General features: G+C 68.9%; 16 protein-coding genes, 1 pseudogene and 1 riboswitch. Of the genes and pseudogenes, 8 read left to right on the forward strand and 9 right to left on the reverse strand.

Going from position 1 to position 19,777, the window contains the following annotated elements; translation table 11 throughout:
* The 8 genes and pseudogenes from ACXAID_RS19960 to ACXAID_RS19995 form a co-directional block, all read left to right on the forward strand.
* Positions 1-213 (forward strand): annotated as a pseudogene (locus ACXAID_RS19960) (M56 family metallopeptidase); the annotation flags it as partial.
* Between the two features lie 70 nt (positions 214-283).
* Complete coding sequence (gene gndA / locus ACXAID_RS19965; protein ID WP_475023945.1) at positions 284-1,744, forward strand: NADP-dependent phosphogluconate dehydrogenase; 1,461 nt, start codon at positions 284-286, stop codon at positions 1,742-1,744.
* 68 nt (positions 1,745-1,812) lie between these two features.
* Positions 1,813-3,249: a GuaB1 family IMP dehydrogenase-related protein gene (locus tag ACXAID_RS19970; protein WP_475023946.1), complete on the forward strand. Its 1,437-nt coding sequence runs from the start codon at positions 1,813-1,815 to the stop codon at positions 3,247-3,249.
* 309 nt (positions 3,250-3,558) lie between these two features.
* The gene (locus ACXAID_RS19975) at positions 3,559-4,917 is read left to right on the forward strand and encodes a hemolysin family protein (RefSeq protein ID WP_475023947.1); all 1,359 of its coding nucleotides are present in this window, start codon (positions 3,559-3,561) and stop codon (positions 4,915-4,917) included.
* Positions 4,910-5,971 carry a hemolysin family protein gene (locus tag ACXAID_RS19980; protein ID WP_475023948.1) on the forward strand — a complete coding sequence of 354 codons (1,062 nt, stop codon included), beginning with the start codon at positions 4,910-4,912 and terminating at the stop codon, positions 5,969-5,971. The genes ACXAID_RS19975 and ACXAID_RS19980 overlap by 8 nt, the downstream gene beginning before the upstream one ends.
* Positions 5,964-6,839, forward strand: a complete 876-nt coding sequence (locus ACXAID_RS19985) for a 3-methyladenine DNA glycosylase (RefSeq protein ID WP_475023949.1) — start codon at positions 5,964-5,966, stop codon at positions 6,837-6,839. The genes ACXAID_RS19980 and ACXAID_RS19985 overlap by 8 nt, the downstream gene beginning before the upstream one ends.
* Before the next feature lie 94 nt (positions 6,840-6,933).
* On the forward strand, positions 6,934-9,159 hold the full coding sequence (locus ACXAID_RS19990; protein ID WP_475023950.1) for a malate synthase G: 2,226 nt from the start codon (positions 6,934-6,936) through the stop codon (positions 9,157-9,159).
* Positions 9,160-9,263: 104 nt separating this feature from the next.
* Complete coding sequence (locus tag ACXAID_RS19995) at positions 9,264-11,237, forward strand: vWA domain-containing protein (RefSeq protein WP_475023951.1); 1,974 nt, start codon at positions 9,264-9,266, stop codon at positions 11,235-11,237.
* Between the two features lie 32 nt (positions 11,238-11,269).
* Here ACXAID_RS19995 and gcvP read toward each other — a convergent pair whose 3' ends face one another.
* The 9 genes from gcvP to ACXAID_RS20040 all read right to left on the reverse strand — a co-directional run.
* A complete protein-coding gene (gene gcvP, locus ACXAID_RS20000; RefSeq protein ID WP_475023960.1) occupies positions 11,270-14,104 on the reverse strand; it encodes an aminomethyl-transferring glycine dehydrogenase in 2,835 nt (944 codons plus the stop codon).
* A gap of 221 nt (positions 14,105-14,325) precedes the next feature.
* Positions 14,326-14,423: riboswitch (glycine riboswitch) on the reverse strand.
* A gap of 121 nt (positions 14,424-14,544) precedes the next feature.
* Positions 14,545-15,165, reverse strand: coding sequence for a MerR family transcriptional regulator (locus ACXAID_RS20005; protein ID WP_475023952.1), 621 nt, complete (start codon positions 15,163-15,165; stop codon positions 14,545-14,547).
* A 234-nt stretch (positions 15,166-15,399) separates the two neighbouring features.
* Entirely contained in the window at positions 15,400-15,894 is a 495-nt protein-coding gene (locus ACXAID_RS20010; protein ID WP_475023953.1) for a bifunctional nuclease family protein, read from the reverse strand.
* A gap of 93 nt (positions 15,895-15,987) precedes the next feature.
* Positions 15,988-16,761 (reverse strand): transcriptional regulator FtsR, encoded by a 774-nt coding sequence (gene ftsR / locus ACXAID_RS20015; RefSeq protein ID WP_475023954.1) that lies wholly within the window; start codon positions 16,759-16,761, stop codon positions 15,988-15,990.
* Positions 16,762-16,803: 42 nt separating this feature from the next.
* Entirely contained in the window at positions 16,804-17,277 is a 474-nt protein-coding gene (gene garA, locus ACXAID_RS20020; protein WP_475023955.1) for a glycogen accumulation regulator GarA, read from the reverse strand.
* A 151-nt stretch (positions 17,278-17,428) separates the two neighbouring features.
* On the reverse strand, positions 17,429-17,824 hold the full coding sequence (gcvH, locus tag ACXAID_RS20025; protein WP_475023956.1) for a glycine cleavage system protein GcvH: 396 nt from the start codon (positions 17,822-17,824) through the stop codon (positions 17,429-17,431).
* 47 nt (positions 17,825-17,871) lie between these two features.
* On the reverse strand, positions 17,872-18,696 hold the full coding sequence (locus ACXAID_RS20030; RefSeq protein WP_475023957.1) for a DUF881 domain-containing protein: 825 nt from the start codon (positions 18,694-18,696) through the stop codon (positions 17,872-17,874).
* Positions 18,693-19,025 (reverse strand): small basic family protein, encoded by a 333-nt coding sequence (locus tag ACXAID_RS20035; RefSeq protein ID WP_475023958.1) that lies wholly within the window; start codon positions 19,023-19,025, stop codon positions 18,693-18,695. The genes ACXAID_RS20030 and ACXAID_RS20035 overlap by 4 nt, the downstream gene beginning before the upstream one ends.
* Positions 19,022-19,777 (reverse strand): DUF881 domain-containing protein (locus tag ACXAID_RS20040; protein ID WP_475023959.1); only part of this gene is annotated, 756 nt, incomplete at its 5' end. The genes ACXAID_RS20040 and ACXAID_RS20035, both read right to left, overlap by 4 nt.

A 19,777-nucleotide genomic window follows, 5' to 3' on the forward strand; every position in this document is an offset into this window, starting at 1 on the left:
CTCGTCACGTGTGCATCGGGCCGCGCACCGCGCGGGGCGCTGGCCGCCGGTGGGCCCACCACCGTGGTGCGCGTGCAGCGCCTGGCGGGCGAGCCGAACAGCCTGATCCTGGCTGCCGGGGCCTACACCGCCGCCGCGGCCACCCTCGTGATCCCCACCGTTGCGCTTGCGGTGCCCTGGCTGAACGAACTGCACCGGCTTTTCTTCGCCTAGCGTCACCGCCCAGCGGATCCGGTAAGGATTGATCCCGCCCCGACAACCACACAACGAAAGGCTGCCCGCCATGAGCGACCCTGCTTCTTCTGTCACCGGAACAGCCCAGATCGGCGTCACCGGCCTTGCGGTGATGGGGTCCAACATCGCGCGCAACTTCGCTCGCCACGGCTACACCGTCGCGCTGCACAACCGCTCGATCGGCAAAACCGATGCGCTGCTCGCCGAGCACGGCTCCGACGGTTCGTTCGTGCGCAGCGAGACGATCGCGGAGTTCCTCGACGCACTGGAGAAACCGCGCCGGGTGCTGATCATGGTCAAGGCGGGCGACCCCACCGACGCGGTCATCAACGAGCTCGCCGAGGCCATGGAAGACGGCGACATCATCATCGACGGCGGCAACGCCCTCTACACCGACACGATCCGCCGCGAGAAGGCGATGCGGGAGCGTGGCCTGCACTTCGTCGGCGCCGGCATCTCCGGTGGCGAGGAAGGGGCCCTCAACGGCCCGTCGATCATGCCCGGCGGCCCGGCGGAGTCCTACAAGAGCCTGGGGCCGCTGCTCGAAGAGATCTCGGCGCATGTCGACGGGGTGCCCTGCTGCACCCACATCGGACCCGACGGTGCCGGGCACTTCGTCAAGATGGTGCACAACGGCATCGAGTACTCCGACATGCAGCTCATCGGCGAGGCCTATCAGCTGCTTCGCGACGCCTTGGGCAAGAGCGCACCCGAGATCGCCGACGTCTTCGACGAGTGGAACGCCGGCGACCTCGACAGCTTCCTCGTCGAGATCACCGCCAAGGTGTTGCGCCAGACCGACGCGAAGACGGGCAAACCGCTGGTGGACGTGATCCTCGACGAGGCCGAGCAGAAAGGAACCGGGCGCTGGACCGTGAAATCCGCTCTCGACCTGGGTGTTCCGGTCACCGGTATCGCCGAGGCCGTGTTCGCCCGGGCGCTGTCGGGTTCGGTCACCCAGCGCAAGGCGACCACCGGCCTGGCCTCCGGTGAGCTCGGCGCCAAACCGGCCGACGCCGCGCAGTTCACCGAGGACGTCCGCCAGGCGCTCTACGCGTCGAAGATCATCGCCTACGCCCAGGGCTTCAACCAGATCCAGGCCGGCAGCATCGAATACGACTGGAACATCACCCCCGGCGACCTGGCCACCATCTGGCGCGGCGGCTGCATCATCCGCGCGAAGTTCCTCAACCGGATCAAGGACGCCTTCGACGAAGACCCGACATTGCCGTCGCTGATCGTCGCCCCCTACTTCCGGGCCGCGATCGAAGCCGCCATCGACAGCTGGCGCCGAGTCGTGGTGACCGCCACCCAGCTCGGCATCCCCATTCCCGGGTTCTCCTCGGCGCTGTCGTACTACGACGGACTGCGCACCGAGCGGCTGCCCGCGGCCCTGACCCAGGGGCTCCGCGACTTCTTCGGTGCACACACCTACGGTCGCATCGACACCGATCCGGCCAAGCGGTTCCACACCCTCTGGAGTGGCGACCACAGTGAGGTCGAAGCCTAGAAACAGTCTCCTGACCGGGGATTTCTTGACCCGGTCGTAGTGGGCAGGCGCCCACTAGACTCAGCGGCATGCAGTTTCACGACGGTCATGCGCCGCCCTACGACCTGACCTACAACGACGTCTTCATCGTGCCGGGCCGCTCGGATGTGCCGTCACGCTTCGATGTCGACCTGTCGACGGTGGACGGGTCGGGCACGACGATCCCGGTCGTCGTCGCCAACATGACCGCCGTCGCGGGCCGGCGGATGGCCGAGACCATCGCCCGCCGCGGCGGCCTGGTGGTGCTGCCACAGGACCTGCCGCTGGCCGCGGTCAAGCACACCGTCGATTTCGTCAAGAGCCGCGACACCGTTGTCGACACCCCGGTGACGCTGTCGCCCGACGCATCGGTCTCCGACGCGACGGCGCTGATCCACAAGCGCGCCCACGGGGCCGCGGTGGTGGTCTTCGAGAACCGTCCGATCGGTCTGGTCACCGAGACGACCTGTGCCGGGGTGGACCGCTTCACCCGGGTCCGGGATGTGGCGACGACGGATTTCGTCACCGCGCCGGTCGGGACCGACCCGCGCAAGGTCTTCGATCTGCTCGAGCACGCCCCCATCGACGTCGCCGTGCTCACCGAGGTCGACGGCACCCTCGCCGGGGTACTGACCCGGCTGGGGGCGATCCGCGCCGGCATCTACACCCCCGCCCTCGACGGCCGCGGCCGGCTGCGGATCGCGGCGGCGGTCGGGATCAACGGCGACGTCGCCTCCAAGGCTCGTGACCTGGCCGAAGTCGGCGTCGACCTGCTAGTCATCGACACCGCGCACGGCCATCAGCAGCGCATGCTCGACACCATCGCCGCGGTGTCGGCCCTGGACCTGGGGGTGCCGCTGGCCGCAGGCAACGTCGTCTCGGCGGCGGGCACCCGTGATCTGATCAACGCCGGCGCCTCGATCGTCAAGGTGGGAGTCGGCCCCGGCGCGATGTGCACGACCCGGATGATGACCGGCGTGGGTCGCCCACAGTTCTCTGCTGTCGTCGAATGCTCAGCGGCGGCAAGGGAACTGGGCGGTCACGTGTGGGCCGACGGTGGCGTGCGCCATCCCCGTGACGTCGCGCTGGCCCTGGCCGCGGGCGCCTCCAACGTGATGATCGGTTCCTGGTTCTCCGGTACCTACGAATCCCCCGGCGATCTGATGCGCGACCGCGACAACCAGCCCTACAAGGAGAGCTACGGGATGGCGTCCAAACGTGCCGTCGCCGCCCGGACCACCGCCGACAGCGCTTTCGACCAGGCCCGCAAGGCGCTGTTCGAGGAAGGCATCTCGACCTCGCGGATGAGCCTGGACCCCGCGCGCGGCGGTGTCGAGGACCTCCTCGACCACATCACCTCGGGTGTGCGCAGCACCTGTACCTATGTCGGTGCGGCCAGCCTGGCCGAACTGCACGAGAAGGTGGTGCTCGGGGTGCAGTCCGCGGCGGGGTTCGCGGAGGGGCACCCACTGCCGACCGGGTGGTGACCCCCGCTCGGGACCGCACCGCTGCGTCGGGAGCACACTGCAGATTCGGCTAGCATGTGTAGGAATTCGGACGGTATCGGACGGTTGATGTGCCGCGTCGGCAGCGCCCGAACTCCTACCGTCATCAGAAGAGAGGGATCAGGTGCCGCAGGCACTGGATGGCGCCCCATCCGAGCCGGCTGTGATCGCCGAGCAGACCGACCACGAGCCCACCGAGGCCGAACCGTCCTCTAGCCGGCCGGGCGCCAGGCCCGGCTTCCCCGGAAACCACACCGGCGCGCCACTGGCCGCCCGCTCTGGAGCACACCGGTGAACGCCCTCGTCACGGCGTTGTCGCTGCTGGCGTTCGCCCTGCTCACAGCCGGGACGGCGGTGTTCGTCGCCGCCGAGTTCTCCCTGACCGCGCTGGAGCGCAGCACCGTCGAAGCCAACGTCCGCGACGGCGACCGGCGCGACCTGATGGTGCGCAAGGCGCACCGCACGCTGTCCACCCAGTTGTCAGGCGCTCAGGTCGGCATCTCGATCACCACCCTGGCCACCGGTTTCCTGGCCGAGCCGGTGGTCGCGCGCCTCATCGCACCGGGTCTGACCGCTGTCGGGATCCCGGATCAGTTCGTCGGCGGGATCGCGCTGACCCTGGCGATCCTGATCGCCACGTCGATCTCGATGGTGTTCGGCGAGCTGGTGCCCAAGAACCTCGCCGTCGCCCGGCCCGTTCCGACCGCGCGCTGGTCGGCCGGCCCGCAGCTGCTGTTCTCCCTGGTGTTCACCCCGTTGATCCGGCTGACCAACGGCACCGCGAACTGGATCCTGCGCCGGATGGGGATCGAGCCCGCCGAGGAGCTGCGTTCCGCGCGCTCACCGCAGGAACTGGTGTCGCTGGTGCGCACCTCCGCGCAGAGCGGATCCCTCGACCCGGTCACCGCCGCGCTGGTGGACCGTTCCCTGCAGTTCGGTGACCGCAGCGCCGAGGAACTGATGACCCCGCGCGCGAAGATCGAATCGCTCGAGGCCGACCAGTCGGTGCTCGACCTCAGCGAGGCCGCCGTCCGCACCGGACATTCCCGGTTCCCGGTGACCCGCGGCGACCTCGACGAAACGATCGGGATGGTGCACGTCAAGCAGGTTTTCGCGGTGCCGTTCGCGCTGCGGTCGTCGACCCGGCTGGCCGAGCTGGCCCTGCCGGTCACCAAGGTGCCCTCCACCCTCGACGGTGACGCGGTGATGTCGGAGGTGCGTGCCAACGGTCTGCAGACCGCGCTGGTGGTCGACGAGTACGGCGGCACCGCCGGCATGGTCACCGTCGAGGACCTGATCGAGGAGATCGTCGGCGACGTACGCGACGAACACGACGACGAACCGCCCGACGTGGTCCAGGCGGGCCGCGGCTGGCAGGTCTCAGGTCTGCTGCGCATCGACGAAGTGGCCGAGAGCACCGCCTTCCGGGCCCCCGAGGGCGACTACGAGACCATCGGCGGGCTGGTGCTCGAGACACTCGGTCACATTCCCGAGGAAGGCGAGTCGGTGGAGCTGACCGCCTTCGATCCGGACGGGCACATCGAGGACCCGATCCGCTGGCTGGCCACCGTGGTCAAGATGGACGGGCGCCGCATCGACCAGCTGCGGCTGACCGAACTCGGCCGGCGAGGAGGACACCAGGATGGGTGACATCTTCGGCGTGCTGCTGACGTTCGTGCTGCTGGCGGCCAACGCGTTCTTCGTCGGGTCGGAGTTCGCGTTGATCTCGGCCCGCCGCGACCGGCTCGAGGCATTGGCCGAGCAGGGCAAGAAGAGCGCGGTCACGGTCATCAGGGCAGGTGAGAACCTGTCGTTGATGCTGGCCGGCGCCCAGCTGGGCATCACGGTGTGTTCGATCCTGCTGGGTAGGGTCGCCGAACCCGCCGTCGCGCACCTGCTCGAAGAGCCCTTCGGGGCCGTGGGAATCCCCGATGCGCTGCTGCACACCGTCTCGTTCGTGGTGGCGCTGTCGATCGTGGTGACACTGCACGTGCTGCTCGGCGAGATGGTGCCCAAGAACATCGCGATCGCCGGACCCGAGTCGACCGCGATGCTGCTGATCCCGGTCTATCTGCTCTACATCCGGGCGGCGCGGCCGTTCATCGGGTTCTACAACTGGTGCGCCAACGCGATCCTGCGTTCATTCGGGGTGGAACCCAAGGACGAACTCGAAGTCACCGTCTCGACCGTCGAACTGTCCGAGATGATCGCCGAGTCGCTGTCGGAGGGCCTGCTCGATCCCGAGGAGCACAGCAGGCTGACCCGGGCGCTGCAGATCCGCAACCGGGTGGTCAACGACGTGGCGTTGCCGCTGCACCAGATCCGCGCGGTGCCCGTCGCGCACGCCGGTGCCGGGCCGACGGTGGGAGCCATCGAGCAGGCACTGACCGATACGGGTTATTCGCGCTTCCCGGTCGCCGACCCCGGCGGGGTCTACATCGGCTACCTGCACATCAAAGACGTGCTGCCGCTGGTGGACGACCCGCGCAACGGGCAGGCCGTCCTGGACTCGGCCATGGTGCGTCCGCTGCCCCGGGTGCCGGCCTCCCTGCCGTTGCCCGACGCGTTGTCACGGCTGCGTCGCAACAACGCACACCTCGCGCTGGTCACCGACGCCGACGGCATGGTCACCGCGATGGTCGCCCTCGAAGACCTGGTCGAGGACCTCGTCGGCACGGTCCGCGACGGCACGCACCGTGTTTGATGCGCGGCTCGCCGCGGTCGACTGGCTCTCCCGCGAGAAGGCCCACCACGCTCGGGTCGACGCGTTCCTCGAACCCCACCGGGCCCGCCGGCAGGCCGGCGTCACCCACCCCGTCTTCGACTTCCTGTTCACCTACTACAGCCTGCGGCCCCGGCAGCTACGGACCTGGCACCCCGGTTACGGGGTGGTGCTGACCGGGCCGGAGGCTCAGCGGCTGCGCAACCGCTCGGGCTACGCCGCGGTTGCCGGAGGTGTCACGGTCGCCGGTGAGTATCTTCACTCGCGTACCGACACTGTGAAGTTCGTCGCCGATCTGCTGCACGCCACCGCCACCCGCCCGCCCCGGTTCAACTGCTTCGGCCTGCACGAGTGGGCAATGCTCTACCGCACCGCCGAGGTGCGCCACAACGGTGTGCCGCTGCGTCTCGGCGCGGACGGGACCGACGCCGTCGTCGAGTCGATGCCGTTGCGGTGCAGCCATTTCGACGCCTACCGCTTCTTCACCGAGCCCGCCGCGCGGCGAAACGCCCAGCATCTGACCCGCCAGGACCAGGTGGCCACCGAGCAACCCGGATGCGTCCACGCCGGGATGGATTTGTACAAATGGGCGTTCAAGCTGGGGCCGCTGGTGGAATCGGAGTTGGTACTCGACTGCCTGGACCTGGCCGCTGACGCCCGGGTGCTGGACATGCGGGCCAGCCCCTACGATCTTCGCGGCTACGGATTCGAGCCCATCGCCGTTGAAACACCGGGCGGTCGGAGCGAATACGCGCGGGCCCAACAGGAGATCACCGACCGGGCCGGTCCGCTACGCGCGAGGCTGCTGGAGCGATGCGCTGTGCTCATCGCCACCGCCGCCGGCGAATAGGCCTGTTACCGGTGGGTAAGCTGGATCGACGACAATACCGACGACAGTGCAGACGGCATGGCGCCACAGCGCGCGTGCAGGCGAGGGAGGAATCATGACCGAGCGCGTGACTGTAGGTGACCTGCGCGTCGCCAAGGTGCTGTACGACTTCATCAACGGCGAGGCGCTAGCGGGCACCGACATCGACCCGGACACGTTCTGGTCGGGCGTGGACAAGGTCGTCGCCGACCTCACCCCGAAGAACCAGGATCTGCTGGCCCGTCGCGACGATCTGCAGGCCCAGATCGACAAATGGCACCGCGCACGCGTCATCGGCGGGTTCGACGCCGAGGAGTACAAGCAGTTCCTCCTCGACGTCGGCTACCTGCAGCCCGAACCCGACGACTTCACCATCACCACCGCCGGCGTCGACGACGAGATCACCACGACGGCCGGCCCGCAGCTGGTGGTGCCGGTCCTCAACGCCCGCTTCGCGCTCAACGCCGCCAATGCCCGCTGGGGATCGCTGTACGACGCGCTGTACGGCACCGACGTGATCTCCGAGGAAGACGGCGCCGAGCCCGGCAGCAGCTACAACCCGGTGCGCGGCGACAAGGTGATCGCCTACGCCCGCCGCTTCCTCGACGGCGCGGCAGCGCTCGAATCGGGTTCCTGGGCCGACATCACCGGGCTCAGGATCGACGAGAACGACGGCGCCGCCGTGCTCACCGCCACGCTCGACGACGGCGGGACGGTCGGCCTGGTCGCACCCGAGAAGTTCGTGGGCTACCTCGGCGACGTCGAGTCGCCGACGGCGGTGTTGCTGGCCAACAACGGTCTGCACTTCGAGATCCTCATCGACCCCGACTCCCCCGTCGGTTCGACCGACAAGGCCGGCATCAAGGACGTGGTGCTGGAGTCGGCGATCACGACGATCATGGATTTCGAGGACTCCGTCGCCGCCGTCGACGCCGACGACAAGGTCGTGGGCTACCGCAACTGGCTCGGCCTCAACCGCGGCGACCTCACCGAGGAGGTCAGCAAGGGCGACAAGACCTTCACCCGGGCGCTCAACGAGGACCGCACCTACACCGGCGCCGATGGCGGCGAGGTGACCCTGCCCGGGCGCAGCCTGATGTTCGTGCGCAACGTCGGGCACCTGATGACCAACGACGCCATCGTCTTCGACGCCGACGGACAGGACGGCGCGGAGGTTCCCGAGGGTATCCAGGACGCGCTGTTCACCAGCCTGATCGCCATCCACGGGCTGCGCAGCGGCTCGGACAACGACGGGGCCAGCGGCCCGCTGGTCAACAGCCGCACCGGGTCGATCTACATCGTCAAGCCCAAGATGCACGGCCCCGAAGAGGTGGCATTCACCTGCGAGCTGTTCAGCCGGGTGGAGGACGTGCTGGGCCTTCCGCAGAACACCCTGAAGGTCGGCATCATGGACGAGGAGCGCCGCACCACGGTCAACCTCAAGGCCTGCATCAAGGCCGCCGCGGACCGGGTGGTGTTCATCAACACCGGGTTCCTGGACCGCACCGGTGACGAGATCCACACCTCGATGGAAGCCGGGCCGATGATCCGCAAGGGCGCGATGAAGTCGACCGACTGGATCAAGGCCTACGAGAATCAGAACGTCGACATCGGGCTGGCCACCGGGTTCTCCGGGCGGGCCCAGATCGGCAAGGGCATGTGGGCGATGACCGAGCTGATGGCCGACATGGTCGAGCAGAAGATCGGTCAGCCCAAGGCCGGTGCGACCACCGCCTGGGTGCCCTCGCCGACCGCGGCCACCTTGCACGCGATGCACTACCACGAGGTCGACGTCTATGAGGTGCACGCCGAGCTGGCCGGCAAGAAGCGCTACACCATCGACGAGTTGCTGACCATTCCGCTGGCCAAGGAGCTGGCATGGGCGCCCGAGGAGATCCGCGAGGAGGTCGACAACAACTGTCAGTCGATCCTGGGCTACGTGGTCCGCTGGATCGATGCCGGCGTCGGGTGCTCCAAGGTGCCGGACATCCATGACGTCGCCCTGATGGAGGACCGGGCCACCCTGCGCATCTCCAGCCAGTTGCTGGCCAACTGGCTGCGGCACGGCGTGATCACCGAAGACGACGTCAAGGCCAGCCTGCGCCGGATGGCAGCGGTGGTCGACGAGCAGAACGCCAAGGACCCCGAGTTCCGGCCGATGGCTCCGGATCCGGAGAACAACATCGCGCTGCAGGCCGCCCAGGAACTCATCCTCGCCGGCGGGGAGCAGCCCAGCGGCTACACCGAGCCGATCCTGCACCGCCGCCGCCGAGAGTTCAAGGCAGCTAGTAACATTGGCTGACGCAGCGCTCAGCGCACCGACATCGGCGTCGACGACGACATCGATGTCGGTGACGGTCACGGACATTGTTTCGGAGAAGGACGCGGGCAGGGGCATGGACAGGTATGGGAAGACATAGCCTTCCCGACCCGGACGAGTCGGACGAGCAGCCCGATGAGCCGCCGACCGAGCGGTTCGGTTCCGGCGCCGGTTCGCCCGGCGCGGGAGAGTCCGACGCCGGAGAATCCGTTGGTGGTCAAGCCGACGAGTTCGGCTACCTGGCACCACCGTCGGCGCAACCGCCACCTCCCCCGCCGCCACGGTCGGGACGACCGCAGCACGGTGGCGACTGGGACGGCGGCGAGTGGACCGGCAGCCACCGCGCGGTCACCCCGGCGCGGCGCAGCCTCAGCATCGGTGTGATCGTCGCCCTGGTCAGCGTCGTCGTCGTGGTGGGAGCAGTCATCTCATGGCGCTTCTTCGGTGACGCACTGTCCGATCGGTCCAACGTGGCGGCCGCACGCTGCGTCGAGGGCGAGGTGTCGGTGGCCGTCGTCGCTGACCCGGCCATCGCCGACCCGGTGACCGCGCTGGCACAGCGCTACAACGAGAACGCCGACCCGGTCGGGGACCGCTGCGTCAACGTCACCGTGCTCCCGGCCGACTCCGACCAGGTGCTCAACGGATTCACCGGGGAATGGCCGGCCGACCTCGGCGAACGTCCGGCGTTGTGGATCCCGGCCAGTTCGGTTTCCGTGGACCGGCTGGAGGCCGCCACCGGAGCCCAGACCGTCAGCGACAGCCGCTCCCTGGTGACTTCACCGGTGGTGCTCGCCGTGCCGCCGGCCCTCGAGGCCGTCCTCGGCGACCAGAACTGGGGTACCTTGCCGGGCCTGCAAACCGACCCCGCCGGCCTGGACAAGCTCGGCTTGCTGGGATGGGGCGGGCTGCGCCTGGCGCTTCCGCTGTCGCAGGACAGCGACGCGTCCTATCTCGCGGCGGAGGCGGTGGCGGCCGCGGCCGCCCCGCCGGGGGCCCCTGCCACGGCCGGGCTGGGTGCGGTCAGCACAATGCTGGCCGCCGGGCCGGACCTGGGCGACACCGACGCTGCGACGGCTTTCGACGCGATGCTGGACGTACCGGATCCGTCCACCGCACCGGTGCACGCCGTGGTGACCACCGAGCAGCGTCTGTTCCGGCAGTCCGCAGACCTGCCCGACGCCTCGTCGAAGCTGGCGTCCTGGCTGCCCCCCGGCCCGACGGCGATCGCCGACTTCCCCACCGTGCTGCTCGACGGCGACTGGCTCGCTGAAGAACAGGTCACCGGGGCCAGCGAGTTCGCGCGTTTCCTGCGCAAACCCGAGCAACTCGCCGACTTCGCCGGCGCCGGCTTCCGGGCCGAAGGAGCCGAACCGCCGGCCAACGACATCGTCGGCTTCGGCCCGGTGTCCGACCCGCTCAACGTCGGTGACGGTGCCCTGCGCGCCAGCATCGCCGACACGTTGGCGGCCCCCGCGCAGAGCTCGACCGTGACGATCATGCTCGACCAGTCGATGCCCACCGACGACGGCGGGCAGCCCCGGCTGGCCAACGTGGTCGATGCGCTCACCACCCGGCTGCAGGCGCTGCCACCGGACTCCGCGGTCGGGTTGTGGACCTTCGACGGGGTCGCCGGGCGCTCCGAGGTCAGCACCGGCCCGCTGTCCGAACCGGTGGACGGCCTTCCCCGTTCCGAGGTGTTGGCCGCCGACCTGCAAGGCCAGACCGCATCCGGCGGCGGGGCGGTGTCGTTCACCACGCTGCGGCTGGTCTACACCGAGGCGTCCGCGGCTTTCCGTGCGGGGCAGCCCAATTCAGTGCTGGTGATCACCGCCGGGCCGCACACCGACCAGTCGCTCGGGGGTGAGGGGCTGCAACAGTACATCAGCGGCGCATTCGACCCGGCCGGTCCGGTGGCGGTCAACGTGATCGACTTCGGCGACGACTCGGACCGCCCCACCTGGGAGGCCGTCGCGCAGACCACCGGCGGCAGCTACGTCAGCCTCGAGAGTTCGAACGCGCCGGAGCTCACGGCCACCATCACCGACATGTTGTCCTGATCGTCGCCTGGGCCCCGGCACGTCCGCGGGGCTCAGGCGAAGGCCTCCACCGGCGGGCACGAGCAGACCAGGTTGCGGTCGCCGTAGGCCCCGTCGATCCGGCGGACCGGTGGCCACACCTTCGGACGGAAGGCCTTTCCGAGCGGATAGGCCGCCTGCTCGCGGGTGTAGGGATGGTTCCAGTCGGCGGTGAGCAGGCATTCCGCGGTGTGGGGCGCGCCCACCAGCGGATTGTCGTCGGCCGGCCAGGAGCCCGAACCGACCTGGTCGATCTCGGCCCGGATGGCGATCATCGCTTCGCAGAAGGCGTCGACCTCGGCCAGTGATTCGCTCTCCGTCGGCTCCACCATCAACGTGCCGGCGACCGGGAAGCTCATCGTCGGGGCGTGGAAACCGTAGTCCGCCAGTCGTTTGGCAACGTCGTCGACGGTGACGCCGGTGTTCTTGGTGATCGCCCGCAGATCGAGGATGCATTCGTGGGCCACCATGCCGTGCTCTCCGGTGTAGAGCACCGGGTAGTACTCGTCGAGCCGGCGGGCGATGTAGTTCGCCGAGGCGATGGCCACCAGGGTCGCCGCCCGCAGGCCTTCGGCGCCCATCATCCGGATGTAGGCCCAGGTAATCGGCAGGATGGAGGCCGACCCGTACGGGGCCGCCGAAACGGTGCGGGTGTCGCCGAGCTCTTCGGCCAGCGGGTGACCGGGCAGGAACGGGGCCAGATGGGAACGCACCGCCACCGGACCGACACCGGGGCCGCCTCCGCCGTGCGGGATGCAGAACGTCTTGTGCAGGTTCAGGTGGCTCACGTCGCCGCCGAACCGGCCCGGACGCGCCAGCCCCACCAGCGCGTTGAGGTTCGCACCGTCGACGTACACCTGGCCGCCGGCATCGTGGACCGCCGCGCAGATGTCGGCGACGTCCTGCTCGTACACGCCGTGGGTGGAGGGATAGGTGATCATCAGCGCCGAGAGCCGATCCGCGTGCTGGCTGACCTTGGCGCGCAGGTCGTCGAGGTCGACGTCGCCGTTCGTGCGGCAGCCCACCACGACCACCTTCATGCCGACCAGCGCCGCTGACGCGGCGTTGGTGCCGTGCGCGCTGGACGGGATCAGGCACACGTCGCGCCCGGACTCGCCGCGCTGGGCGTGATAGGCCTGGATGGCCAACAGCCCGGCGTACTCCCCCTGCGATCCGGCGTTGGGTTGCAGGGACACCTCGTCGTAGCCGGTGATACCGGTGAGCCAGGACTGCAGATCGGCGATCAAGCGGCGCAACCCCGGAGTGTCCGAGGCAGGGGCGAACGGGTGCTGGCGAGCGAATTCGGGCCAGGTGATCGCCTCCATCTCGGCGGCCGCGTTGAGCTTCATCGTGCACGACCCGAGCGGGATCATGCTGCGGTCCAGCGCGATGTCCTTGTCGGCGAGGGAGCGCAGATAGCGCATCATGTCGGTCTCGGTGCGGTACCGGGTGAACGCCGGATGGGTCAGGAAGTCCGAGGTGCGGGTGGCGATGTCGGCCACCCCGGCAGCAGAAGCCGGCGCCGGGTCGACGCCGAACACCTCGAGCACCGCCGCGACATGAGCGTCTGTGGTCGTCTCGTCACAGGCCACCGACACGCGATCGGCGTCGACACCCCAGATGTTGATGCCGCGCTGCTTGGCCGCGGCGGTGAGCTCGTCGGCGCGGCCCGGCACCCTGGCCAGCACCGTATCGAAGAACGCGTCGTGCACGATCTCGACCCCGCCGGCCGACAGGGAGGCTGCCAGTGCCCGGGCATGACCGTGCACACGCTGCGCGATCGCGGTGAGCCCGGCCGCACCGTGGTAGCTGGCGTACATCGCGGCCATCACCGCGAGCAGGACCTGCGCGGTGCAGATGTTGCTGGTGGCCTTGTCACGCCGGATGTGCTGTTCGCGGGTCTGCAGCGCCAGCCGGTAGGCCGACGTGCCGTCGGCGTCCTTGGAAACCCCGACCAACCGGCCCGGCAGCTGCCGCGCGTGTTGGGCGTGCACCGCCAGGTATCCGGCGTGCGGGCCGCCGAAACCCATTGGCACACCGAATCGCTGGGTCGTGCCGAATGCGACGTCGGCGCCGATGTCGCCGGGCGGGGTGACCATCGTCAGCGCCAGCAGGTCGGCGCCGACCGCCACCAGCGCGCCGCGCTCGTGGGCCTCGGTGATGAGTGCTCTCCAGTCGACGACCGCGCCACCGGCCCCGGGCAGCTGGGTGATCACCCCGAAGAAATCGCCGTCGGGCAGCCCGTCGCGCAGGTCGGCGGTGACGATCTCGATACCGAGCGGCTCGGCGCGGGTGGCCAGCACCGCCGCGGTCTGCGGGTAGACGTCGGCATCAACGACGACGCGGCGAGCCCGGCCTCCACGCACCGCGCGGTGCATCAGCGTCATCGCCTCGGCCGCCGCGGTGCCCTCGTCGAGCATCGACGCGTTGGCGACCTCCAGGCCGGTCAGGTCGGTGACCATCGTCTGGAAGTTCAGCAGCGCCTCGAGCCTGCCCTGGCTGATCTCGGGCTGATACGGGGTGTAGGCGGTGTACCAGGCGGGGTTCTCCAGGATGTTGCGGCGCAACACCGGAGGGGTGAAGGTGTCGAAATAGCCCTGGCCGATCATCGACACGGCGACGTTATTGGAGTCGGCCAGCGCGCGCAGTTCGGCCAGCGCCTCGGCCTCCGAAGCCGCGGGCGGCAGATGCTCCAGACCGGGTGCCGGCCCCGCCGGCGTCACCGCATCCAGAATCCCGGCCGGCAGGGCCTTGGCCGCCAGGTCGTCGAGCGAGGGCACTCCGATGGTGCTGAGCAGGGTGCCGACGGCCGCATCGTCGGGCCCGACATGGCGGTCGACGAAGGTCAGCTCGGAACGGGGTGTGTGGTGATCGGACACTGGTGATATCTCCCGACGAGTGCCGCGGGCGCGAGGAGCGCGTGCGAACCGGCTCCTCCCCCTCTGTCGTCCACCCGGACCGGGCTGCCTGAGAGATTCGGCCGCGGCGGCGGTGTGTGCGCCGCGCAGACCTTTCCCCATGGGCGGGTGCACCCCCGACGAGGCGGACGCACCACTTTCCAGAGGCATCGGGGCCTTACGCGGTCCTGGGGCCTGAGAGGTTGACGGAGAGGTGTTGCTCCTTCGGCGCCCGTGGCTGGCGACCACGGAACTCTCCCGCGTGAGGGCGATGCGTCACTGAGTCTACCCAGGGTTTCCCAGGCGGCAATCCGGTGCTCAGCGGCGCGCCGTCTGATCGGCTCAGCCGCGCGATGATCTGATCGGCTCAGCCGCGCGATGATCTGATCGGCTCAGCCGATCTTGCGGTCGCGGTGTTTCCGCCGGGACGCCAGTTCGTCCTCGGGCGAGGAAATCGACTCACCGCCGTCAGCGCGTTCGCCGGGGAATTCGGCGATCGCACCGGTCAGCTCGCGCATCGCGCCCGACACCGCGATCCCGAACACGCCCTGCCCACCCTGGAGCAGGTCCACCACTTCTTCGGCCGACGTGCACTCGTAGACCGTGGTGCCGTCGGAGAACAGCGTGATGTTGGCCAGATCCTGCACGCCGCGCTGACGCAGGTGGTCCACCGCGACACGGATGTTGTGCAGCGAGATGCCGGTGTCGAGCAGCCGCTTGACGATCTTGAGGACCAGGATGTCCTTGAACGAGTACAGCCGCTGGCTGCCCGAGCCCGCGGCTCCCCTGATCGACGGCACCACCAGTGAGGTGCGGGCCCAGTAGTCGAGCTGGCGGTAGGTGATCCCGGCGATCTGGCAGGCGCTGGGCCCGCGGTAGCCGACCAGCTCGTCGGGCACCGAATCGTCGGGGAACAGCCCGCCCTGGACAGGCTCTGCGGCCACCCGGGGAGCGTCCGCCTGAGGGGAGCCGGTGTCCAGATCCAATTGCTCCTGGCGTGGCGTGTCTCCCACTTGTCGAATCCTCTCGCCGATCGAACCCGCGTCCGTGACCTGCGTGGGCGAACGTGTACCCAGCCCCTGTGAACTGCCCTGTGAACTCTGTTCGAGCATACGCCGGAGAGCTATCCCTGACTGCCCGTCGGGACCAAGTATGGCTGCCCGATCGGCACCGCAGCGAAACGCACCCGCGTGTCGAGCACGACGAGACTCATCCGTAACCAACCGGCAGGGCCGGGTTTCTACCGTTCAGGTCGCCTTGAAGTCGTCCGGGGACACACTGTCGAGAAATTCCTTGAACTTCTCCACCTCGTCCTCACGCACGGTGCCGTTGGCCTCGTCGTCGGCCTCGTCCGGGATCAACAGACCCGCCTCGGCCAGCACCGCCTCCTCCACGTAGATCGGTACGCCGACGCGCAACGCGATGGCCACCGAGTCCGAGGGGCGGGCCGACACCTTGATGTCGCGGTCGAAGATCAGATCGGCGTAGAACGTGCCCTCCTGCAGATCGACGATCCGCACCTCTTTGAGCGAATGGCCAAGCGCAGCAATGACATCTCGAAACAAGTCGTGCGTCAGCGGCCGGGGCGGCTCCACACCCTGTTGCTCCAGGGCGATGGCCGCGGCCTCGGACTGCCCGATCCAGATCGGCAGATAGCGGTCGCCGTTGGACTCCCGCAGCAACAGAACGGGCTGGTTGCGGGGCTGCTCAACTCGAATGCCGACCACACGAACCTCACCCATTTGTGCCTGCCCTCCGCACCGGTGTGCTGCTACTTCTCATCCAGCCGACCGAGGCCGGATATGACGGGTAACCCGTCACGGCGAGTCTAGTCCTCAGCGATCGAGAACGTCGCGCACGGCCGACTTGATCAACGACGTGTGCAATGTGATGGCCAGCGCGGCCACTTCCCGCGCCAGTTCGTCGGCGCGGTCCCGGGCGCCGGCCTTCCCGCCCTTGACCACCGGGCCGGCGATCTGCGCGATGAGATCGGACTGCCGGTCGGCGGCAGACCGGAATGCCCGCAGATGGCGCGGCTCGACACCGTAGTCCGCCAGCGCGCGCGCACACTGGGCGATCACCACCGCGTGTTCGTCGAACAGGGCGGTGCCGGCGCTCTTGAACATCGGGGTGATCACCCCCGCCTTCACCAGAGCGTTGAGCAGGTCCTCCCCGACGCCGGAGCGCTCCAGCAGATCGTCCCGGGTGAGCCGGACCTGAGCCGGACCGACCCCGGAGCGTCCCGCGGTGACCGCGGCTTCCCCGGTCACCGTCACCAGGCGCGGGGTCGGGTAGGCCCCTGGATGGTCCGGGGTGGCGGCGCCCGCGCTCGGGGGGAGCTCACCGTCGGGCTGGGCATCCAGCTGGGCCTTGATCACCTTGAGCGGCAGATAGTGGTCCCGCTGGGCGGTGAGAATGAACCGCAGCCGGGCGCAGTCGTAGGCGGTGAACCTGCGATACCCCGACGCCGTGCGTTCCGGCGTCACCAGCCCCTCGGCCTCCAGGAAGCGGATCTTGGAGATCGTGACGTCGGGGAACTCCTCGCGCAGCAGATCGAGCACAACCCCGATCGACATCCCGTTCAACGCGGGGGTGTCGGGTTGCGTCATCGCTCGCTCACGCCGATTCGTCGGTGTCGGTCAGTGGTCAGGTCAGTCGGCTGAGCCGCTGTCCTCGCCTTTCGGTCCGGTCAGGAAGACCAGGCGGAACTTGCCGATCTGGACCTCGTCGCCGTTGGTGAGCACCGCGGAGTCGACCGGCTCGCGGTTGACGTAGGTGCCGTTGAGGCTGCCCACGTCGACAACCTGGAACTCGCCGTTCTCCAGCCGGAACTCGGCGTGCCGGCGGCTCACGGTGACGTCGTCGAGGAAGATGTCGCTGTCGGGGTGCCGGCCGGCCGAAGTCGTCGGCTGGTCGAGCAGGAAGCGCGACCCGGCGTTGGGACCCCGCTTGACCACGAGCAACGCGGAACCGACCGGGAGGCCTTCGACGCCGGACACCGCACTCTCGCCGCTCGCGGCGGGCGGCGCGTCGAGTTCGTTGAGAAAGTCGGCGCGGAACACCGATGTCGTCTCTACGGTGACTTCCTCAGAGTCAGCCCCAGAGTTGAAGTCCTTGTCCGTCACCCATTGCTCCTCACTGGCTGCCGTAGCGGAACCCGGCCGGATTTCCGGGGGTTACGCCGCTGGTGTCGACCGTACCGTGCAGCGGGCCGCATTGTGCGCACCACCGCCGGATCGGCTCGTTGCCGTCGGTCTGCAAGACCCTAACAACACCTCAATCGGTGGCGTGGGCGCGGTAGCCGTCCGCGTCGAGCAGCTCGCCCAGCGCGCTGGCCAGGTCAGCGGCGTCGGCCTGCAGCTCCACCAGCCACCCCTGGCCGTAGGGGTCGGAATTGACCAGCTGGGGATTGCCCTCCAGATCGCCGTTGACCGCAACGACTTTCGCGGTGATCGGCGAGTACAGGTCCGAAACCGACTTGGTCGACTCGACTTCGCCGAACGACTCGCCCGCCGCCACCTCGGAGCCGACGTCGGGCAGCTGCACGAACACGACGTCACCCAGCGCGGACTGCGCGAAGTCGGTGATGCCGACCCGTACCGTGTCGTCGCCGGTCTTGGCCACCCACTCGTGTTCGACGGTGTATGACAGCTCGGCGGGAATCTCGCTCACGGCACTCCTCGGTTCCTCGGTTTCTGACAGTGATGTGCAGGTGGTGCTCACTTGACTGGCTGAGCGTATTGGCGGGGTTTCGGTTGCCGCAAGGCGGTGACGTCGACCCGGTCGGATTGTTCTATCACCATGGTGCCGCCGACGCGTTCGATGCTGTCGGTGGCACCGCCCGGAATGTTCATCGCCGCGGCCAAGGTGGGTGGATCGCCAATCGCCAGAACCGAATACGGCGGGTTGAGCGTGGTGGAGTCCACCACCAGCGCACCGGGGTTGCCGACGATCCAGGTGTCGACCCCCACCCGCACCGAAATCTGCTCGCCGCCGCCGCTGCCGCGGATCTCGAGAGCCTCGGCCCCCGCCGCGCGCAATTCGTTGATCACATCGAGCATCGACTCGGGAGCGACCCCGCGCGCCGGGTCCTCGATGCTCAGCCTCACACCGGGGCCGGTCGCCGGCACGGTGCCGATCAGGATGGACAGCGCCGCCAACCGCGCCTGGGCGTTCTCGATCGCCGCCTGGTCGCTGCTGCCGGAGGCCTGCAGGTCGGCCAGTGTCTGCTGCAGTTCGGCGACCTCGGTGTTCAGTGCCGCTTCACGCTGTTGCAGAGAGTCCAGCAGTACCAGCAGGTCAGCCGGGCGCGCCGTCTCCAGCGAGTCCCCGGAATCGGTCTGTCGGACCTGGGTGGCGATCGCGACGCCCAGCAGCAGGCACAGCAGCACCGCGAGCACACCGAACACCATCGACGAGCGTCCGGACGACGGTGCTGTGCCCGGCGCGGTCGCGCCGTCGTCGTCGGGACGCTCGCGGTGGGCTTCGGGCGGCATTTCGTGGCGGCCCTCGTGCCGCCCCCGGTGCTGGTGCTCGCCGGTCATGCGCCGAACAGCCGCCGCCGCAGCGCTGCGGCATTGCCGAAGATGCGGATACCGAGCACGACGATGATCGCCGTGGACAGCTGGGTGCCCACCCCGAGCTGATCGCCGACGTAGACGATAACCGCCGCCACCAGGACGTTGAAGACGAACGAGACCACGAACACCTTGGAGTCGAAGATGTCTTCCAGGTAGGCGCGAAGCCCGCCGAACACCGCGTCGAGGGCCGCCACCACGGCGATCGGCAGGTAGGGCTGGACGACCTCGGGCACGCTGGGATGCAGCACCACACCGAGCACGATGCCGACGACGAGTGCGACGATTCCGATCAATTGGGACCAATCTCTTGAGCGAAGTTGACTTCTCTGACCGACCCGGCCGGCAGCGCGAGCCCGTCACCGCCGGAAACGCTGACCCCCACGCCGTAGGACGTCTCCAGCAACCGCAACCGCTGCAGGCCCGAGCTGTGGTCGAAGGAATCCTGCATCGCGTGCGGCGGGCCCACCGCGAGGATGACATAGGGGCTGGAGATCGGCTGGTTGTCGACCAGGATGCCGCCGCCGGCCTGGCGGATGGTGACGCCCGGGCCCAGCCGCACCCCGCCGACCGAGATCGCCTCGGCTCCGCTGACCCACAGCGAGTTGACGACCAGCTGCAGATCTCGGTCCAGGATGACCTGCCTGCTGCCCTCCACCCGCTGCTTGGAGACGTCGGTGAGGTCCGGCGTCATGCCGGGGTCGGTGACGGTGATGGTCAATCCGGGCCCGATCACCGGGGTCGCCGCCGCCGCGAAATCCGCCTCGTCGAGGTCGGCGAGCAGCTGCCGGCCCAGCGCGTCGCCCTCCAACCGGTTGCGCCGCGCGGCGGCCGTGTCGGCGGCGAGGGCGTTGCGGTGTTCGGTGAGCTCCTCGGTGGTGGCCTGCGTCGCGCGGACGCTGTCGGCCAGGACCTGTTGTGATTCGCGCATCCGGGGTGCGGTGGCCTGCGTCTGGGACCAGGCCAGCACGAACACCGTGGCGAGGGCCACCGCGGCGACGACCTGCCACGCCCGGTCGGCGGCCCGCCGGCGGGTGCGGCCCTGCTG

This window comes from Mycobacterium sp. ABE4_509 (assembly GCF_056160785.1).

What these genes read in the sequence shown, in the direction of transcription:
- gndA (WP_475023945.1), top strand. Translation starts at nt 284, where the DNA reads ATGAGCGACCCTGCTTCTTCTGTCACCGGAACAGCCCAGATCGGCGTC.
- ACXAID_RS19970 (WP_475023946.1), top strand. Translation starts at nt 1,813, where the DNA reads ATGCAGTTTCACGACGGTCATGCGCCGCCCTACGACCTGACCTACAAC.
- ACXAID_RS19980 (WP_475023948.1), top strand. Translation starts at nt 4,910, where the DNA reads ATGGGTGACATCTTCGGCGTGCTGCTGACGTTCGTGCTGCTGGCGGCC.
- ACXAID_RS19990 (WP_475023950.1), top strand. Translation starts at nt 6,934, where the DNA reads ATGACCGAGCGCGTGACTGTAGGTGACCTGCGCGTCGCCAAGGTGCTG.
- ACXAID_RS19995 (WP_475023951.1), top strand. Translation starts at nt 9,264, where the DNA reads ATGGGAAGACATAGCCTTCCCGACCCGGACGAGTCGGACGAGCAGCCC.
- ACXAID_RS20010 (WP_475023953.1), bottom strand. Translation starts at nt 15,894, where the DNA reads ATGGGTGAGGTTCGTGTGGTCGGCATTCGAGTTGAGCAGCCCCGCAAC.
- ftsR (WP_475023954.1), bottom strand. Translation starts at nt 16,761, where the DNA reads ATGACGCAACCCGACACCCCCGCGTTGAACGGGATGTCGATCGGGGTT.
- ACXAID_RS20030 (WP_475023957.1), bottom strand. Translation starts at nt 18,696, where the DNA reads ATGACCGGCGAGCACCAGCACCGGGGGCGGCACGAGGGCCGCCACGAA.